The organism is Altererythrobacter aquiaggeris, assembly GCF_037154015.1.
GTDB lineage: Bacteria > Pseudomonadota > Alphaproteobacteria > Sphingomonadales > Sphingomonadaceae > Aestuarierythrobacter > Aestuarierythrobacter aquiaggeris.
The window spans coordinates 247,787-263,009 of the sequence record NZ_JBANRL010000001.1; the positions used below are offsets into that span (position 1 = coordinate 247,787).

At 61.1% G+C, this 15,223-nt stretch carries 10 protein-coding genes; 6 read left to right on the top strand and 4 right to left on the bottom strand.

What is annotated here, in order from left to right; genetic code table 11:
- Nucleotides 1-5: 5 nt before the first annotated feature.
- From gltB to WFP06_RS01250, 3 genes are all read right to left on the bottom strand, one after another.
- Nucleotides 6-4,646, bottom strand: coding sequence for a glutamate synthase large subunit (gltB, locus tag WFP06_RS01240; protein WP_336985445.1), 4,641 nt, complete (start codon nucleotides 4,644-4,646; stop codon nucleotides 6-8).
- Nucleotides 4,647-4,853: 207 nt separating this feature from the next.
- Nucleotides 4,854-6,506, bottom strand: coding sequence for a hypothetical protein (locus WFP06_RS01245; RefSeq protein ID WP_336985446.1), 1,653 nt, complete (start codon nucleotides 6,504-6,506; stop codon nucleotides 4,854-4,856).
- Between the two features lie 44 nt (nucleotides 6,507-6,550).
- Nucleotides 6,551-7,783 carry a TIGR04063 family PEP-CTERM/XrtA system glycosyltransferase gene (locus tag WFP06_RS01250; RefSeq protein WP_336985447.1) on the bottom strand — a complete coding sequence of 411 codons (1,233 nt, stop codon included), beginning with the start codon at nucleotides 7,781-7,783 and terminating at the stop codon, nucleotides 6,551-6,553.
- An 84-nt stretch (nucleotides 7,784-7,867) separates the two neighbouring features.
- Here WFP06_RS01250 and WFP06_RS01255 point away from each other — a divergent pair, with 84 nt between their 5' ends.
- The 5 genes from WFP06_RS01255 (at nucleotide 7,868) to WFP06_RS01275 (ending at nucleotide 11,938) form a co-directional block, all read left to right on the top strand.
- On the top strand, nucleotides 7,868-7,999 hold the full coding sequence (locus WFP06_RS01255; RefSeq protein ID WP_336985448.1) for a hypothetical protein: 132 nt from the start codon (nucleotides 7,868-7,870) through the stop codon (nucleotides 7,997-7,999).
- Nucleotides 8,000-8,004: 5 nt separating this feature from the next.
- Nucleotides 8,005-9,405: a putative O-glycosylation ligase, exosortase A system-associated gene (locus WFP06_RS01260; RefSeq protein ID WP_336985449.1), complete on the top strand. Its 1,401-nt coding sequence runs from the start codon at nucleotides 8,005-8,007 to the stop codon at nucleotides 9,403-9,405.
- Nucleotides 9,406-9,462: 57 nt separating this feature from the next.
- Complete coding sequence (locus tag WFP06_RS01265) at nucleotides 9,463-9,912, top strand: MaoC family dehydratase (protein WP_336985450.1); 450 nt, start codon at nucleotides 9,463-9,465, stop codon at nucleotides 9,910-9,912.
- A 58-nt stretch (nucleotides 9,913-9,970) separates the two neighbouring features.
- Entirely contained in the window at nucleotides 9,971-11,149 is a 1,179-nt protein-coding gene (locus tag WFP06_RS01270) for an acetyl-CoA C-acyltransferase (protein WP_336985451.1), read from the top strand.
- Between the two features lie 180 nt (nucleotides 11,150-11,329).
- Entirely contained in the window at nucleotides 11,330-11,938 is a 609-nt protein-coding gene (locus WFP06_RS01275) for a DUF4126 domain-containing protein (protein WP_336985452.1), read from the top strand.
- Between the two features lie 3 nt (nucleotides 11,939-11,941).
- On the opposite strand, the gene WFP06_RS01280 is transcribed toward WFP06_RS01275, so the two are convergent.
- Nucleotides 11,942-13,192, bottom strand: a complete 1,251-nt coding sequence (locus WFP06_RS01280; protein ID WP_336987594.1) for a polyhydroxyalkanoate depolymerase — start codon at nucleotides 13,190-13,192, stop codon at nucleotides 11,942-11,944.
- A gap of 153 nt (nucleotides 13,193-13,345) precedes the next feature.
- Here WFP06_RS01280 and WFP06_RS01285 point away from each other — a divergent pair, with 153 nt between their 5' ends.
- Entirely contained in the window at nucleotides 13,346-15,169 is a 1,824-nt protein-coding gene (locus WFP06_RS01285; protein ID WP_336985453.1) for an ABC transporter transmembrane domain-containing protein, read from the top strand.
- Nucleotides 15,170-15,223 lie beyond the last annotated feature (54 nt).

Sequence of the window (15,223 nt, forward strand, 5' to 3'; positions counted from 1 at the left end):
AACCCTTATTCCGCCGCAACCAGCGCCGCTTCGTCGCGCTCTGCTTCCATCAGCCGCAGCGCAGCCGCGTAATCGCGCGGCATGACTTTTACAAAATTGCCAAGCGTTTCATCCCACTCGTCCAGCATCTTTGCGGCCCGCGCCGATCCGGTGTGCAGTTTGTGCCGGGTGATCAGGATTTTCAGGCGTTCGGCATCATGGCGCAGCATATCGCCCATGCCGAAATCGCCCACGCTGCTGCCGCGCTGTGCAGGACGGCCGGTCCCGTCATCGGCATCCGGCGCGGCGGAAATCGGCTCCAGTTCCACCATCGCCAGATTGCAGCGTTCGTGGAACGTGCCCTTGGGATCGTACACATAAGCCACGCCGCCGCTCATGCCTGCAGCAAAATTGCGTCCCGTGCGGCCCAGCACAGCCACGACGCCGCCGGTCATATATTCGCAGGCATGGTCGCCCGCGCCTTCGACGACTGCAATCGCGCCCGAATTGCGCACTGCGAAACGCTCGCCCGCGACACCGTTGAAGTAAGCCTCGCCCGCAATCGCACCATAGAGCACGGTGTTGCCCACGATGATATTTTGCGCCGGATCGCGCGTCGTGCCATCGGGCTGGCGCACGATAATCCGTCCGCCCGACAGTCCCTTGCCGACATAGTCATTGGCATCGCCCACCAGATCCAGCGTGACGCCGTGCGCCAGCCATGCGGCAAAGCTCTGCCCTGCAACGCCGGTCAGATTGATGCGGATCGTGTCAGCGGGCAAACCCTCGTGGCCGTAAGCGCGGGCAATCTCGCCCGAAAGCATGGCGCCCACCGTCCGGTTCACATTCTTGACCGTGCGGTCCAGCACAACCGTTTCGCCGTGCGTGATCGCGGGCTGGCAGGCCTTGATCAGTTCGACATCCATCGCCGCACCCAGATTGTGGTCCTGCGTTTCGGTATGATACAGCGTCTTGCCTTCGGCGGGTTTCACCTGATGCAGCATTTTGCCCAGATCCACGCCCCCGGCCTTCCAGTGCCGGATGGCGCGGTTCATGTTGATGCGGTCGACGCGGCCGACCATTTCGTCAATCGTCCGAAAGCCCATATCCGCCATGATCTGGCGCAATTCTTCGGCGACGAAAAAGAAGTAGTTGATGACGTGTTCTGGCGTGCCGGTGAACCGCTTGCGCAGTTCAGGGTCCTGTGTCGCGACACCTACGGGGCAGGTGTTGAGATGGCATTTACGCATCATGATGCACCCTGCAGCAATCAACGGCGCGGTGGCAAAACCGAACTCGTCCGCGCCCAGCAATGCGCCAATCGCGACATCGCGGCCGGTGCGAAGGCCGCCATCCACCTGCACCGCGATCCGGCTGCGCAAATCGTTCAGCAGCAGCGTCTGCTGGGTTTCGGCCAGCCCGATTTCCCAGGGAGAGCCGGCATGGGTCAGCGAAGTCAGCGGCGAAGCGCCGGTGCCGCCTTCATAACCCGAGATCGTGACATGGTCGGCGCGCGCTTTCGATACGCCCGCGGCAACGGTGCCGACGCCGACTTCGGACACCAGCTTGACCGAAATCCGCGCGGCGGTGTTCACATTCTTGAGATCATGGATCAGCTGCGCGAGGTCTTCGATCGAATAGATATCATGATGCGGCGGCGGCGAGATCAGACCGACACCGGGCGTGGAATGCCGCACCGCGCCGATCCGTTTATCGACCTTGTGGCCGGGCAACTGGCCGCCTTCGCCAGGCTTTGCGCCCTGCGCCATCTTGATCTGGATATCATCGGCGTTGACCAGATATTCGGTCGTCACACCAAACCTGCCCGATGCCACCTGCTTGATCCGGCTGCGCATCGAATCGCCATTGTCCAACGGCTTGTAACGAAACACTTCCTCGCCGCCTTCGCCGGTGTTGGAACGCCCGCCGATGCGGTTCATCGCGATGGCCATGGTGGAATGCGCTTCATGGCTGATCGAACCGAAGCTCATCGCGCCGGTGCTGAACCGTTTAACGATTTCGGCTGCGGGTTCGACTTCGGACAATGGCAGTTTCCGGTCTGCCGGTTTCAATTCCATCAGCCCGCGGATGGTCAGCAGGCGTTCTGCCTGTTCATTCACCGACCGGGCAAATTCGTCGTAATTCTTGTGGTCGCCGCCGCGCACGGCGTGCTGCAGGCTGGCGACATTGGCGGGCGTCCAGGCATGGGTTTCGCCGCGCAGGCGGTATTGGTAGATACCGCCAACATCCAGCATATTCTTGTACAGCGGGTTGTCGCCGTAAGCCGAACCGTGACGGCGCGCAGCTTCTTCGGCGATCGCCTTCAGCCCCACGCCTTCGATGCTGGTCGCAGTGCCTTTGAAATAATCATCGACGAACTTGCTCGACAGGCCGACCGCGTCGAAAATCTGCGCGCCGCAATAGGACTGGTAGGTCGAGATACCCATTTTGGACATCACCTTGCGGATACCCTTGCCGACCGCCTTGATATAATTCTGTTCGACCGCATCCTGTTCGAGATGGGCAAACTTGCGGCTGCGCAAATTTTCAAGCGTTTCGAACGCGAGATACGGGTTCACCGCCTCGGCACCGTATCCGGCAAGCGCGCAGAAATGATGGACTTCGCGCGCTTCGCCTGTTTCCACGACGATGCCGGTCTGCATCCGCAGGCCCTGCCGCACGAGGTGGTGATGGACCGCCGCGGTTGCGAGCAGCGCGGGCATCGGAACACGGTCAGGGCCCTGCGCCCTGTCGGACAGGATCAGAATTGTGTGATCCTGCAGCACAGCCTCGGTCGCAGCCCAGCACATTTCGCGGATCGCCAGTTCGATCCCGGCTTCATCTGCCGCAACATCCCAGGTCATATCGATGGTGGCAGTGCGGAACGCGCCGTCCAGCGCCGCTTCGACAGAGCGTATCTTGGCCACATCACGGTTGGTCAGAATAGGTTGCTGCACTTCGAGCCGTTTGTGCGTACCGGCTTCGCGGCCCAGCAAATTCGGGCGCGGGCCGATCATCGACAGCAGGCTCATCACCAGTTCTTCGCGGATCGGATCGATCGGCGGATTGGTAACCTGCGCGAAGTTCTGCTTGAAATAATCGTACAGCAGACGCGAACGGTCCGACAGCACGGCAAGCGGTGTATCGGTGCCCATCGAACCCAGCGGATCATCGGCGTTCACCGCCATCGGTTCGAGAAAGCGGGTGATGTCTTCCTGCGTATAGCCAAAGGCTTGCTGGCGCTCCAGCAGGCTGGAATCGTCCATCGGCAATTCGGACAGCTCGGGCTCGATCGTGCCCAGATCCTCCAGCTTGTACTGCGCTTTTTCCAGCCACTGCGCGTAGGGGTGCGCTTCGGACAGGGTGGCCTTGACCTCCTCGTCTTCGATGATGCGCCCTTCTTCAAGGTCGATCATCAGCATCCGGCCCGGCTGGAGCCGCCATTTGCGCGTGATGTCTTCCTCGGCAAAAGGCAGCACGCCGCTTTCCGATGAAAGGCAGACAAGGTCATCCTTGGTCACGCAGAAGCGCGCGGGGCGCAGACCGTTACGGTCCAGTGTCGCGCCGATCTGCCGGCCATCGGTGAAACAGACCGCGGCGGGGCCATCCCACGGTTCCATCAAGGCGGCGTGATATTCGTAAAACGCGCGGCGCTGCGGATCCATCAGCTCGTTCTTGGCCCAGGCTTCGGGGATAAGCATCATCATGGCATGGGCCAGCGAATAACCGCCCGCAACCAGCAGTTCGAGCGCATTGTCGAGACAGGCGGTGTCCGACTGGCCATGCGGAATAATCGGCCACATCTTGTCCAGATCGGGGCCGAGCAGGTCGCTTTCCATCGTCCGGCGGCGGGCATTCATCCAGTTCACATTGCCGCGCACCGTGTTGATTTCGCCATTATGCGCGATCAGGCGGAACGGGTGTGCCAGCCGCCAGCTGGGAAATGTGTTGGTGCTGAAACGCTGATGCACCAATCCCAGCGCACTGATACAGTCAGGATCGCGCAAATCGTCGTAAAAACTGCCGACCTGTGTTGCCAGCAGCAGTCCCTTGTAAACGATGGTCCGGCTGGAAAAACTGGGAATATACAGCTCGGTCAGACCGGGCATGGAATGTTTTATCGCCAGTTTGTGCAGCGGGTTCAGCGCCTGTTTGCGGATCGACAGTAATTTGCGTTCGAAAGCGTCCTGATCGGCGCAATTCCTGCCGCACGCGACAAAACACTGGCGGATGACCGGCATCGAATCGATAACCGCTTTGCCCAACCCGTCGATGGTGACGGGAACATCGCGCCAGCCGATCAGCTCCTGCCCTTCCTTGGCGATGAATTTCTCGATCTGCTCGGTCACGAAGCCGCGTTCCTGCTCGCCTTGCGGCAGGAAACACATCGCCACGGCATATTGCCCTTCTGCGGGAAGGGTATGTCCGTTGTCACCGGCCCATTTCTGGAACAGGAGATGCGGAATTTGCATCAGCAACCCGGCACCGTCGCCCAGCAGCGGATCAGCGCCTACCGCGCCGCGGTGATCGAGATTGGCAAGAATTTCCAGCGATTGTTTGACGATAGAATGGCTTTTTACGCCCTTGATATGGGCAAGCATACCCACACCGCATGCATCATGCTCGTTACGCGCGTCGTAAAGCCCTTGGGGCGCTGGAAAGCCCATTCAATTCCCGTCCTGTCTGTGGCCGGACTGCCGCCATCAAGAGGGCGTCCGGCGATCAAGCGCGATTCTGCCCGCCGAAAAGCGGTAGAAACTGTCGCAGCCATTCTTCATGGCGACAGGAAAGAATTATTGCAACCGCGAAGACGCACTATTTCGAATGCGGAACGGGCAAGTTTTGTTTGTTTCAAATGAGACCGGATGCCCCGGTCAGGCCGCACCGCTCATGCGCCGTAGCGTCGATAACGCTTCGCGCAGCGCCTCTTCGGTGTCCTGGGTGGCGGAATTTTTCTGGTCACCGGCGGCCCCGAAATCCGGCAGCGCGGTCCTGATCTGCGTGGCAGCCGCAGCAAACCGGGCATCGGATGATTCCGCTTCTCCGGAGTTCTCTGCCGTAGCTTCCTTGGCATTATCGCGCGCGCGGTGTCGCACGTTCTCACTGCCGCCGGGAAAAATGACCATTGGCTGCACCGATCCGTCCATTTCATCAGGGTCTTCGAATTCTTCGATACGGAACGGTTCTGCGCCGTCCATAAACGGATTGCGCATGGCGAGAAGCGAGCTGTAGGTGCTCTCGTCCTCGCTCTCGGCTTCATCTTCGATCTGCGGACTGTCGGCGTCTTCGACAATCGGCTCTGCAGGAAGCGGAAAGCGTGAGGGCGCTTCGGCTTCCGCCGCTGCGGCTGGCACAAACATCTGTTTTGGTTCGGCATTCGCAGCTTCCGGCGCCGCACGGTGGATGGCTGCGTCGAGCGGGATTTGCGGCATTTGCGGCATTTTCAGGCTTGCCGCCGGAATGAAATCCTCCGCGCCTTCAGGCGCATCATCACAGTCATCACAGTCATCACCGTCATCTCGGTCATGAAAATCCAGGGTGCGTAATGCATCGGGTAAGCGGGCAGGCGGCGCAGGTTCCGCCTCGCGCGGGAAAGCTTGCGCGGACTGCTGCGGCGGCGCTGCCCCGGCTTCGTGATAGTGTCTGATCGACATACCCAGCCGCTCGACCAGTTCCACGATATTCAAGTCCGCAAGAGGCTTACAGGCTAAAGGTTCATTGCCCGATGGCTCATCCTGCGGCGGCGCGGCGGACACGTCCGGCTGCGCGTCCAGAGGCGTTTCAAGCGGCAGCGCGCCGGCTGTGAACCGTTCGCCGGGTTCAACCGAGAAGTCCCCCAGTTCGAGTGGTTCGATCCCCGCCTCGGCCGTATCGTCCCAATCGTATCCGTGTTCAGGTTCCGGTTCGGGTTCGGGGCTTGCTTCAGGAGCAAATCCGGACATATCGGGTAACGCCTCTTCGGCATAATTATGTCCCGGCAGCGGCGCTACATCAAGATATTCGCTGCGGGATTCTTCATTGTTCAATGACAGCGCGCGTCGGCGGCCGGGCAGTCTGGCGGGTTCTACTACCGCCGCAGGCGGTCTGGATGCACCCCGATCTTCACCCGGTTGCTCGCCTAACTCATGGCCCAACTCATCGCCCAACTCATCCGGCGCCGAAATCGGCCTGCGTGCGGGAGCATCGGGATGGCGATCGGTGGCGCGCACGCTTGGCGGCGACTTTACGCCAGACAGGCTGCGCTGCGATGCCGCGATTTTGCGCGCGATAAATATCCCCAGCACGATGCCAAAGCCCGATCCCACCAGCGCAATCAGCAATTTGGCTGTCACGCCCAGCGGTGGCTGTGCAGCAGCGACCATGCCCGCCAAACCGCTCGCCACAGCGACACGTTCGATCAGCGGTGTGGGCAAAACCAGACTGCCCACGCCGAATAATGCGGCAAACCACAATGCAACGATTGCGGGAAACAGCCGGTGGCTGCTGACCGGTTTTTTGCCGGCTGGTTGACGCTCGATTGTTGCCACTGTGCTTGTACCCCGTTGTGCGGCCCTGAATGGTCCGCACACCTTCAAGCGGCGCGGGACAGGTCCGGTCTGGCCTCGGGCGATAACAGGGTTTGGTAAACGTCTTGATAACGACGAATGTTGCGCGCCCAGTCATGATGCGCGGAAATATGGGCGCGGGCGCGGCTTTTCATCCCGGCCCAGTCGGTCCGGTCCGCCAGCAGCAACGCCAGTTCGCTTGCGATGCTCGCCGGATCGTCGGGCGCGAACAGGCGGCCCGTTACCCCTTGGCTCATCAATTCGCGGTGTCCGCCGACGTCGGATGCGGCCACAAGCCGGCCCTGCGCCATCGCTTCCAGCGGTTTGAGCGGGGTAACCAGATCGGTCAGCCTGCTGGCCTTGCGCGGATAAGCGAGAATGTCGATGAGCGAATAATACCGCTCGACTCCGGAATGCGGGACGCGTCCGGTAAAATGGACTGCCCCCGCCGCAGGCGATGCCGCAGCCTGCGCGCGCAAGGCGGCGTCCATCGGCCCGCCCCCGACCAACAGCAATCGGGCATCCGGCTCGCTTGCGATCAGTTCGGGCATCGCGGCGATCAGATCGTCCAGCCCTTCATAATCGTAAAAACTGCCGACATAGCCGATAACCTGCGCGTTGCCGGAATAGCCAAGGCTGCCAGCCAACGCATTATCGCGCGGCGGCGGGCTGCCGAACATGGCCAGATCGACGCCGTTGGGCATAACCCCGATTTTGCCCGCAGGATGGCCGCGCGCGGCAAGATCATCGCGCAGGCCGTGACAGATCGTGAAGACGGCATCCGCAGCCGCCACCACGCGGTTTTCCAGCGCTCTGGTCAGACGGTATTTCGCCGATCCCGTCTTGCCGGTTCCGTTGCCGACCGCCGCATCTTCCCAGAAAGCGCGGATTTCGTACACCACCGGAATGTCCAGCTTCCGCCCCGCGATTATCGCAGCGGCGCCGCATAGTGCGGGCGAATGCGCGTGCAGCACATCAGGCCGCCAGTCGGCCGCCAGGTGCACGATGGCCTGGGCAAGCGCGCCAATCTCGCGCCATTCGCGCAGCGCAGCCGGTCCGCTCGCGCAGCCGGGTGTCCGGTGGAAGGTCAGGCCATCATGTGTTTCCGCGGGCGGCCCGTCTGCCAAATGCCGTTGGCCGGTTATCCCGCGGACATCGATGCCCGATGCCTGCTGGGCCGACAGGATGGCGCGCGTGCGAAATGTATATCCGCTGTGCAGCGGCAGAGAATGGTCGAGAACGTGAAGAACGCGGGTCATCCCGGTCCTTTAGCTCGATAGCCTTAACGCCGCGTCAACCGGACGGTGTTACTGCGCGCATATCGGGATGAAGGAACCGCGTGCTTGATCGACTATTTTGCCCTTGTGCTGACCCACGGCCTGCTTGCCCTTGCGGTTGTCAGGCTGATGACGCGCGCCGATCTGGATAGCGAAGACACGGCGAAACGTCCGCGTTGCAGCCGCCGGGACCGCTAGGCCAGATGCTCGATCTGGCGCTGTTTACCTTTGTTATTGCGTTGCTGGCTGCCGGTGTGCGCCGTCCGTTTATCTGGGTTATGGCCTATATTTATATTGATGTGCTGGTGCCGCAAAAGATCGGCTGGTCGCTTATTCAGGCAATCCCCGTTTCGCTGGTCGCCTTTGCCGCCGCCTTTGCCGGTTGGCTGATGATCGACGACAAATCGAAAAGCCGTTTCACCTACCGCCAGTTTCTGATGGTTCTGCTGCTGGGCTATTGCGCGCTGACCACATTTACCGCCGATTTCCCCGAGGCCGCGCTCGAAAAATGGGCCTGGGTGTGGAAAGCCATGGTCTTCGCCATTTTCCTGCCGCTTACGCTGACGACGCGGCTCAGGTTCGAAGCCACCATCCTCACCATGATCCTGACGCTGGGGGCGATCGTGATCGGCGGGGGTATCAAGACGATCGGATCGGGCGGCGGCGGATATGGCAAACTGCCACTGCTGGTCGATGCCGATTACGGTCTGTATGAAACATCGACGCTGGCCTGCGTTGCGGTGGCCAGCATCCCCCTGGTCCGCTGGCTGGTAAATCACGGGACGATTTTTCCCAAAGACTGGCGGGTCCGGCTGTTTTCTGCCGGACTGATCTTTGCGTGCCTGCTGATCCCGGTCGGCACGGCTGCGCGCACGGGCCTGATCTGCATCATCGCGCTGGGGGTCATGATGCTGCGCGAGGTGAAGCGGCGTTTTACCTATCTTTTTGCGGTCGCTGCGCTGGGCATGGCCACCGTGCCGTTCCTGCCGGACAGTTTTTCGCAGCGGATGGGCACGATCAACAACCACGAAGGCGACGAATCCGCATCAACCCGTGTGGCGGTGTGGCAATGGACGCTGGACTATGTTGCGAAAAACCCCGGCGGCGGGGGCTTCAATGTCTATCTTGGCAATAGCTTCACGTACAACACCCGGTCAGCGGAAGGCGAAGGCAATAACCGCAAGATCGTGTCCGAAGAAGTGACGGACAAAGCCCGCGCGTTCCATTCCAGCTATTTCGAAATGCTGGGCGAGCAGGGCTATTTCGGGTTCGCGCTCTGGATGCTGTTGCAGGCCAGCGGTGTCTGGCAGATGGAACGCATCCGGCGGCGCTGGAAAGCGCGCACGGGCGCTGCCGAACAATGGCAGGCACCGCTGGCCAATGCCCTGCAAATGGCGCAGCTTACCGCGCTGGTCGGGGCATTGTTTGTCGGAATTGCCTTCCAGCCGTTCATCTTGCTGATTCTGGCCATCCAGTGCGGGCTGTGGTCATATTGCCGCCGCACCGATTCGCAGCCGGCCGGGCGGGTAAGACACCGACCCGAAGCCGCGAACGCGATAAAGCCCCGCGATACCGTAACGGCAGGCTCTCCCGCGTTGCAGTAAGCCCGATCATGCGCCATGTAACACCTCGACCAGCAGGTAATTATTGAGGAGAGGCGTATGTCCCCGCAGGAAATCGAAGCCAAAATCGGCGAAAACATCGGCAAATCCCAATGGGCCGAAATGTCGCAGGACCGGATCAACAAATTTGCCGATGCGACCGGTGATCACCAGTTCATCCATATCGACGAGGAAAAGGCCAAGATGACGCCGTTTGGCGGCACCATCGCGCACGGCTTTCTGACGTTGTCGATGATCCCGTATCTGACCGCGAACAGCGATGTTCCCCGCGTTGACGGGATCAAGATGGCGGTGAATTACGGCGGCAACAAAACCCGCTTCATTTCGCCCGTGCGCAGCGGCAAGCGTATTCGCGGCCACTGGAAACTGACCGAAATGACCGAGAAACGTCCCGGCCAGTGGCAACAGAGCTGCGAGATTACCATCGAGATCGAAGGCGAGGAAAAGCCCGCGCTGATCACCGAATGGATAACCCAGTACTTCGTCTGATCCCCGGACATTCCTTCCGCGAAACCAGACCTGATTGTAATTAACCAAGGAGTTCGCCATGCGCGACGCAGTAATCGTATCAACCGCCCGCACGGCCATCGGCCGCGCATATAAGGGCGCTTTCAACAACACCGCAGGCGCAACGCTCGGCTCCTATTCACTCGCCGCCGCGGTCGAGCGGTCGGGCGTCGAAGGGGCGGAATTTGACGATGTCGTCTGGGGCGCTGCGCTGCAGCAGGGCACCCAGGCGGGCAACATCGGCCGTCAGGTTGCCTTGCGCTCGGGCCTTCCGATCACGGTTTCGGGGATGAGCCTGGACCGCCAGTGTTCATCGGGCCTGATGACGATTGCCACAGCGGCCAAGCAGGTCATCGTTGACCGGATGGATATCGTTGCAGCGGGCGGTCAGGAATCGATCAGTCTGGTGCAAACGCCCGAAATGCGCGTCGCGCCCGACCGCGAACTGATCGCGATGCACGGCGATGTGTACATGAACATGCTGCAAACCGCCGAAACGGTTGCCAAGCGTTACGACGTCAGCCGCGAAGCGATGGACGAATATGCGCTCAGCTCGCAAATGCGCACTGCCGCCGCGCAGGAAGCGGGCAAGTTCGACGACGAGATCGTGCCCGTATCGACCACCATGAAGGTCCAGGACAAGGAAAGCGGCGAAATCAGCGATGTCGATGTGACCATCGCCAAGGACGAGGGCAATCGCCCCTCCACCACGCTGGAAGGCCTGCAGGCACTCAATCCCGTGATGGGCCCGGGCATGACGATCACTGCGGGTAACGCATCGCAGCTGTCAGACGGTTCCAGCGCCTGCGTCGTGATGGAATCCAGGGTTGCCGAAAAGCGCGGCTTGACCCCGCTCGGCCGCTATGTCGGCATGGCAGTCGCCGGAACCGAGCCTGACGAAATGGGCATCGGCCCGGTCTTCGCGATCCCCAAACTGCTCGAACGCTTCGATCTGAAAATGGACGATATCGGTCTGTGGGAACTCAACGAAGCATTTGCTGTACAGGTCATTTACTGCCGCGACCGTCTGGGCATCGATAATGATATTCTCAACGTCAATGGCGGCTCGATTTCCATCGGACACCCCTACGGCATGACGGGCGCCCGCTGCACCGGCCACGCATTGATCGAAGGCAAGCGCCGCGGCGCGAAATATGCGGTCGTCACCATGTGCGTCGGCGGCGGTATGGGCGCTGCCGGATTGTTCGAAATCTTCTGATTAAAGTCACAGCATCGGCCGCGGGAGGAAGTCGGTTTCCTCTCGCGGTTTTTTGTCAGGCTCCTGACGGAGCCGCCTCGGACGCCGGGCGCGGGCGGAGGCGGTGCATAGCCAACCAGCCGTGAGGAAATACAGACCCGCAATCTTGCCTCGCGCAAGAATCGGGCGCATCTTGCGCTGATGGGCGTCATGGAAATTATCGGGATTGCCGGAAGTATCAGCCTGTTATCGGGCTGGCGGCTGTATCTGACTGTGTTTGCCACGGGGCTGGCGATGCAATGGGGCGCCTTGCCGCTGCCCGAACATCTGGAAAGCCTGCAGGTGCTGGCCAATCCGTGGGTGATGGGTGCGGCGGGGCTTGCCGCCGTGCTCGAGTTTTTTGCTGACAAGGTCGCGTTTCTCGACACTGTCTGGGACGCCGTTCATACGTTTGTCCGGCCGGTGGGCGGCGCGATGCTGGCGCTGGCAATTGTCGATCCGTCCGATCCTGCGGTGCAGGTCATCGCCTTTGTTCTGGGCGGCGGCGGCGCGCTTCTGGCGCATGGCGGCAAGGCCGGAGCGCGCGCTGTCGTCAATACCAGCCCCGAACCCGTTTCGAACATCGTCGTCTCGACTGCGGAGGATGTCGCCACGGCAGGCCTGCTTTATGCGACCTACGAATATCCCTATGTCGCCGGCGGTATTGCGGCGGTTCTGCTGGCGCTGACGGTCTGGCTGCTGATCAAAGCGCGCAATTTCGTCAGGCGGATTTTCGGGCGCAGACCGGAAGCGGTCCGGCCCGCCGACTGACGCCTAGGCTACCGCTTTCAGGTCCGCTTTCTTCGCAGCGTGCTCGCGCATGAACTGTTCGACCTGCGGGGCGATTTTTTCGCGCCATTTGCTGCCGTTGAAGATGCCGTAATGGCCGGCCCCTTCGGCGAGGTAATAACGCTTCTTTTTCTCCGGCAGTCCGGTCGCCAGTTTCAGCGCGGCCCTGGTCTGGCCGACGCCTGAAATATCGTCCCGCTCGCCTTCGATGCAAAGGATCGCGGTATCGGTGATCTTGCCCAGATCGACGATTTTGCCCTTATGTTCGAATGTGCCGTTGGGAAGCGAGTGTTTCTGGAACACTTCTTCCACTGTCTGGAGGTAGAATTCGGCAGTCATGTCGCAAACGCTGCGATATTCTTCGTAGAAATCCTTGGTCGCATCCGCGCTGGTGGTGTCACCCGCGTTGAGATGTTTGAACATCTCGTAATGGCTTTGCATATGCGCGCCCAGGTTCATGCTCATGAAACTGGCGAGCTGGAGGAAGCCGGGATACACTTTACGGCCGCTGCCGCGATAGGACAGCGGAACGGTGGCAATAACATTCCCGCGAAACCATTCGATCGGGCGGTCCATCGCCATATCGTTGACCGTGGTGGGGCTCTCGCGCGTGTCGATCGGGCCGCCCATCATGGTGAGCGTGGCAGGGCGCGCAGGATGCTTGTCGATATTCATGAGTGCGGTCGCGGCGAGTGCGGGCACGGACGGCTGGCATACGGCCATCATGTGGCTGCCGGGGCCGATGTGGTCCATGAATTCGACCAGATAATCGATATAATCGTCAAGATCGAAGCGGCCTTCCTTCACCGGCACTGCGCGCGCATCGGCCCAGTCGGTGATGTACACTTCGGCGCTTTCGATCATCCGTTCGACTGTGCCGCGCAGCAGCGTTGCGTAATGCCCGCTCATCGGCGCGACGATCAGCAGTTTGGGGGCGCTTTTGGGCAAACCCTCACGGCGAAAGCGCAGCAGATCGCCAAACGGCTTGGTCACCACGATGCTTTCGACGACGACATCATCCTTGCCGTCCACGGCGACCGTCTCGATCCCGAATTCCGGCTTACCGCGTGTAGCAGCGGCGTGGGCGAACACTTCAAGCGCAGAAGCGGCCATCGGGCCCAGACCCAGATAGCCCATCGGCATCATCGGGTTGGACAGCATCTGGGATGAAATGGACGCCCAGGCGCTGGCACCGGCCAGCCACGAACGCTGCATTTCATGCATATGATAGAGCAAATTATAGTCCCCTGCGGTGCCTGAATGGCTATTGTGCACTGCACCCTGAACCGAACCCGCCCATGTTGCAATGCACTATATTTGCCAAATCACCCGCGCCCCGGGCCCGGTTGCCAGCTTTCATGCAGCCAATTCATGGTCTATGGGCGCGCCATGAGTTCTCCCGAAACACCGCATACGGCAAGCCAGCGGCCCCCATCCAGCGAACCCAAGCCGGCAAAGTCGCTTGGCCCGCTGACCATGATCTGGCGCGAACTGGTCAAATATCCGGACCGCGTGGGGTATGCGCTGCTGGCGTTGCTGGTCAGCGCTGCAGCCACGCTTGCGATACCGGCCGGGTTGCGGCTGGTGGTGGACCGGGGGTTTGCTGCCGGAGGCGATCCCGCGGATATCGGGCGCTGGTTCCGGTATCTGCTGCTGATCGTCGGCGTGCTGGGCATCGCTACGGCATTCCGGTTTTATTTCGTCAGTTGGCTGGGCGAGCGGGTGGTCGCCGATCTGCGCGAGCGGGTGCATGCCAATCTGCTGCGCCAGGCGCCGTCATTCTTCGAAGATAATTCGCCCAAGGAAATATCCTCGCGCATGACTTCGGATACGGCGATCATCGAACAGGTCGTGGGGACCACCGTATCGGTGGCGCTGCGCAATGCGATCATGGCAGTGCTCGGCACGGTCTATCTGTTCTGGCTGGCCCCGCAGTTGGCCACCACAATGCTGATCGCCATTCCCGTAATCATAATCCCGATTGCGGTGTTCGGGCGGCGGCTGCGTAACATCAGCCGGTCGAGTCAGGACCGCGTGGCGGATGTCGGCGCGATGGTGTCCGAAGTGCTTGGCGCGATGAAAATCGTCCAGGCGTTCGGGCAGCAGGACCGCGAGGCCAAGCGGTTCGAGGGGGCGGTGGAGCGGACATTCGATACGGCCAGAAAGCGGATTACAATCCGCGCAGCCATGACCGCGATTATCATCACGCTGATTTTCGGATCCATTGTACTGGTGATGTGGCGCGGTGCGTTGCTGGTGGCAGAAGGCGATCTTTCGGGCGGGACGATTCTGGCATTCGTCGTTGCCGGGGCCATCACCGCCGGCGCATTTGGCGCATTGACCGAAGTGTACGGCGATCTGCTGCGCGGGGCCGGCGCTGCGGGCAGGTTGAACGAATTGCTCAACGAAAAGCCGGCGATCAGCGCGCCCGAGCGTCCGACAGCCCTGCCGCAGCCCCCGCGCGGCAGCCTGTCGTTCCGCAATGTAACCTTCCGTTATCCGACCCGGCCCGAAATTGCCGCGCTCAAGGATTTCAGCCTCGAGATCGAACCGGGGGAGACGGTTGCAATTGTCGGCCCGTCAGGCGCGGGCAAATCCACCATCTTCCAATTGGCGGAGCGGTTTTACGATCCGCAGGCAGGCACGATCCGGCTGGACGGAGTGCCGCTGACAAGCGCCGATCCTGCAGAAATCCGCAACCGGATGGCGCTGGTGCCGCAGGACGGAGTGTTGTTTGCCGCCAATGCGCGCGACAATCTGCGCTACGGCCAGTGGGCCGCCAGCGATGAAGAAATCTGGGAAGCGGCGCGCGCGGCCAATGCGGCAGAATTTCTCGAACAATTGCCGCAGGGGCTCGACACCTTTCTGGGTGAAAGCGGGGCGCGTTTGTCGGGTGGCCAGCAGCAACGCATCGCGATTGCCCGCGCGCTGCTGCGCGATGCGCCGATCCTGTTGCTGGACGAAGCGACCAGCGCGCTTGACGCAGAAAGCGAAAAACTGGTGCAGGACGCGCTGGACCGTCTGATGGCATCGCGCACGACACTGGTCATCGCGCACCGGCTTGCCACCGTCCGTGCGGCTGACCGGATAATCGTGATGGAAGACAGCCGGATTGTCGAACAGGGGACGCACAGCGACCTGTCTGCTGCGGGCGGGCTTTATGCCCGGCTTGCCGCGCTACAATTCGACCAAGTGCATGATCGGGTCGGCTAAGGTCGTTCGGGCCCTTAACCAGCGGCCTGATTTCGTGTAGCCGGTATTAATTCT

What these genes read in the sequence shown, in the direction of transcription:
- gltB (WP_336985445.1), bottom strand. Translation starts at nt 4,646, where the DNA reads ATGGGCTTTCCAGCGCCCCAAGGGCTTTACGACGCGCGTAACGAGCAT.
- WFP06_RS01250 (WP_336985447.1), bottom strand. Translation starts at nt 7,783, where the DNA reads ATGACCCGCGTTCTTCACGTTCTCGACCATTCTCTGCCGCTGCACAGC.
- WFP06_RS01260 (WP_336985449.1), top strand. Translation starts at nt 8,005, where the DNA reads ATGCTCGATCTGGCGCTGTTTACCTTTGTTATTGCGTTGCTGGCTGCC.
- WFP06_RS01265 (WP_336985450.1), top strand. Translation starts at nt 9,463, where the DNA reads ATGTCCCCGCAGGAAATCGAAGCCAAAATCGGCGAAAACATCGGCAAA.
- WFP06_RS01270 (WP_336985451.1), top strand. Translation starts at nt 9,971, where the DNA reads ATGCGCGACGCAGTAATCGTATCAACCGCCCGCACGGCCATCGGCCGC.
- WFP06_RS01275 (WP_336985452.1), top strand. Translation starts at nt 11,330, where the DNA reads ATGGGCGTCATGGAAATTATCGGGATTGCCGGAAGTATCAGCCTGTTA.
- WFP06_RS01285 (WP_336985453.1), top strand. Translation starts at nt 13,346, where the DNA reads ATGAGTTCTCCCGAAACACCGCATACGGCAAGCCAGCGGCCCCCATCC.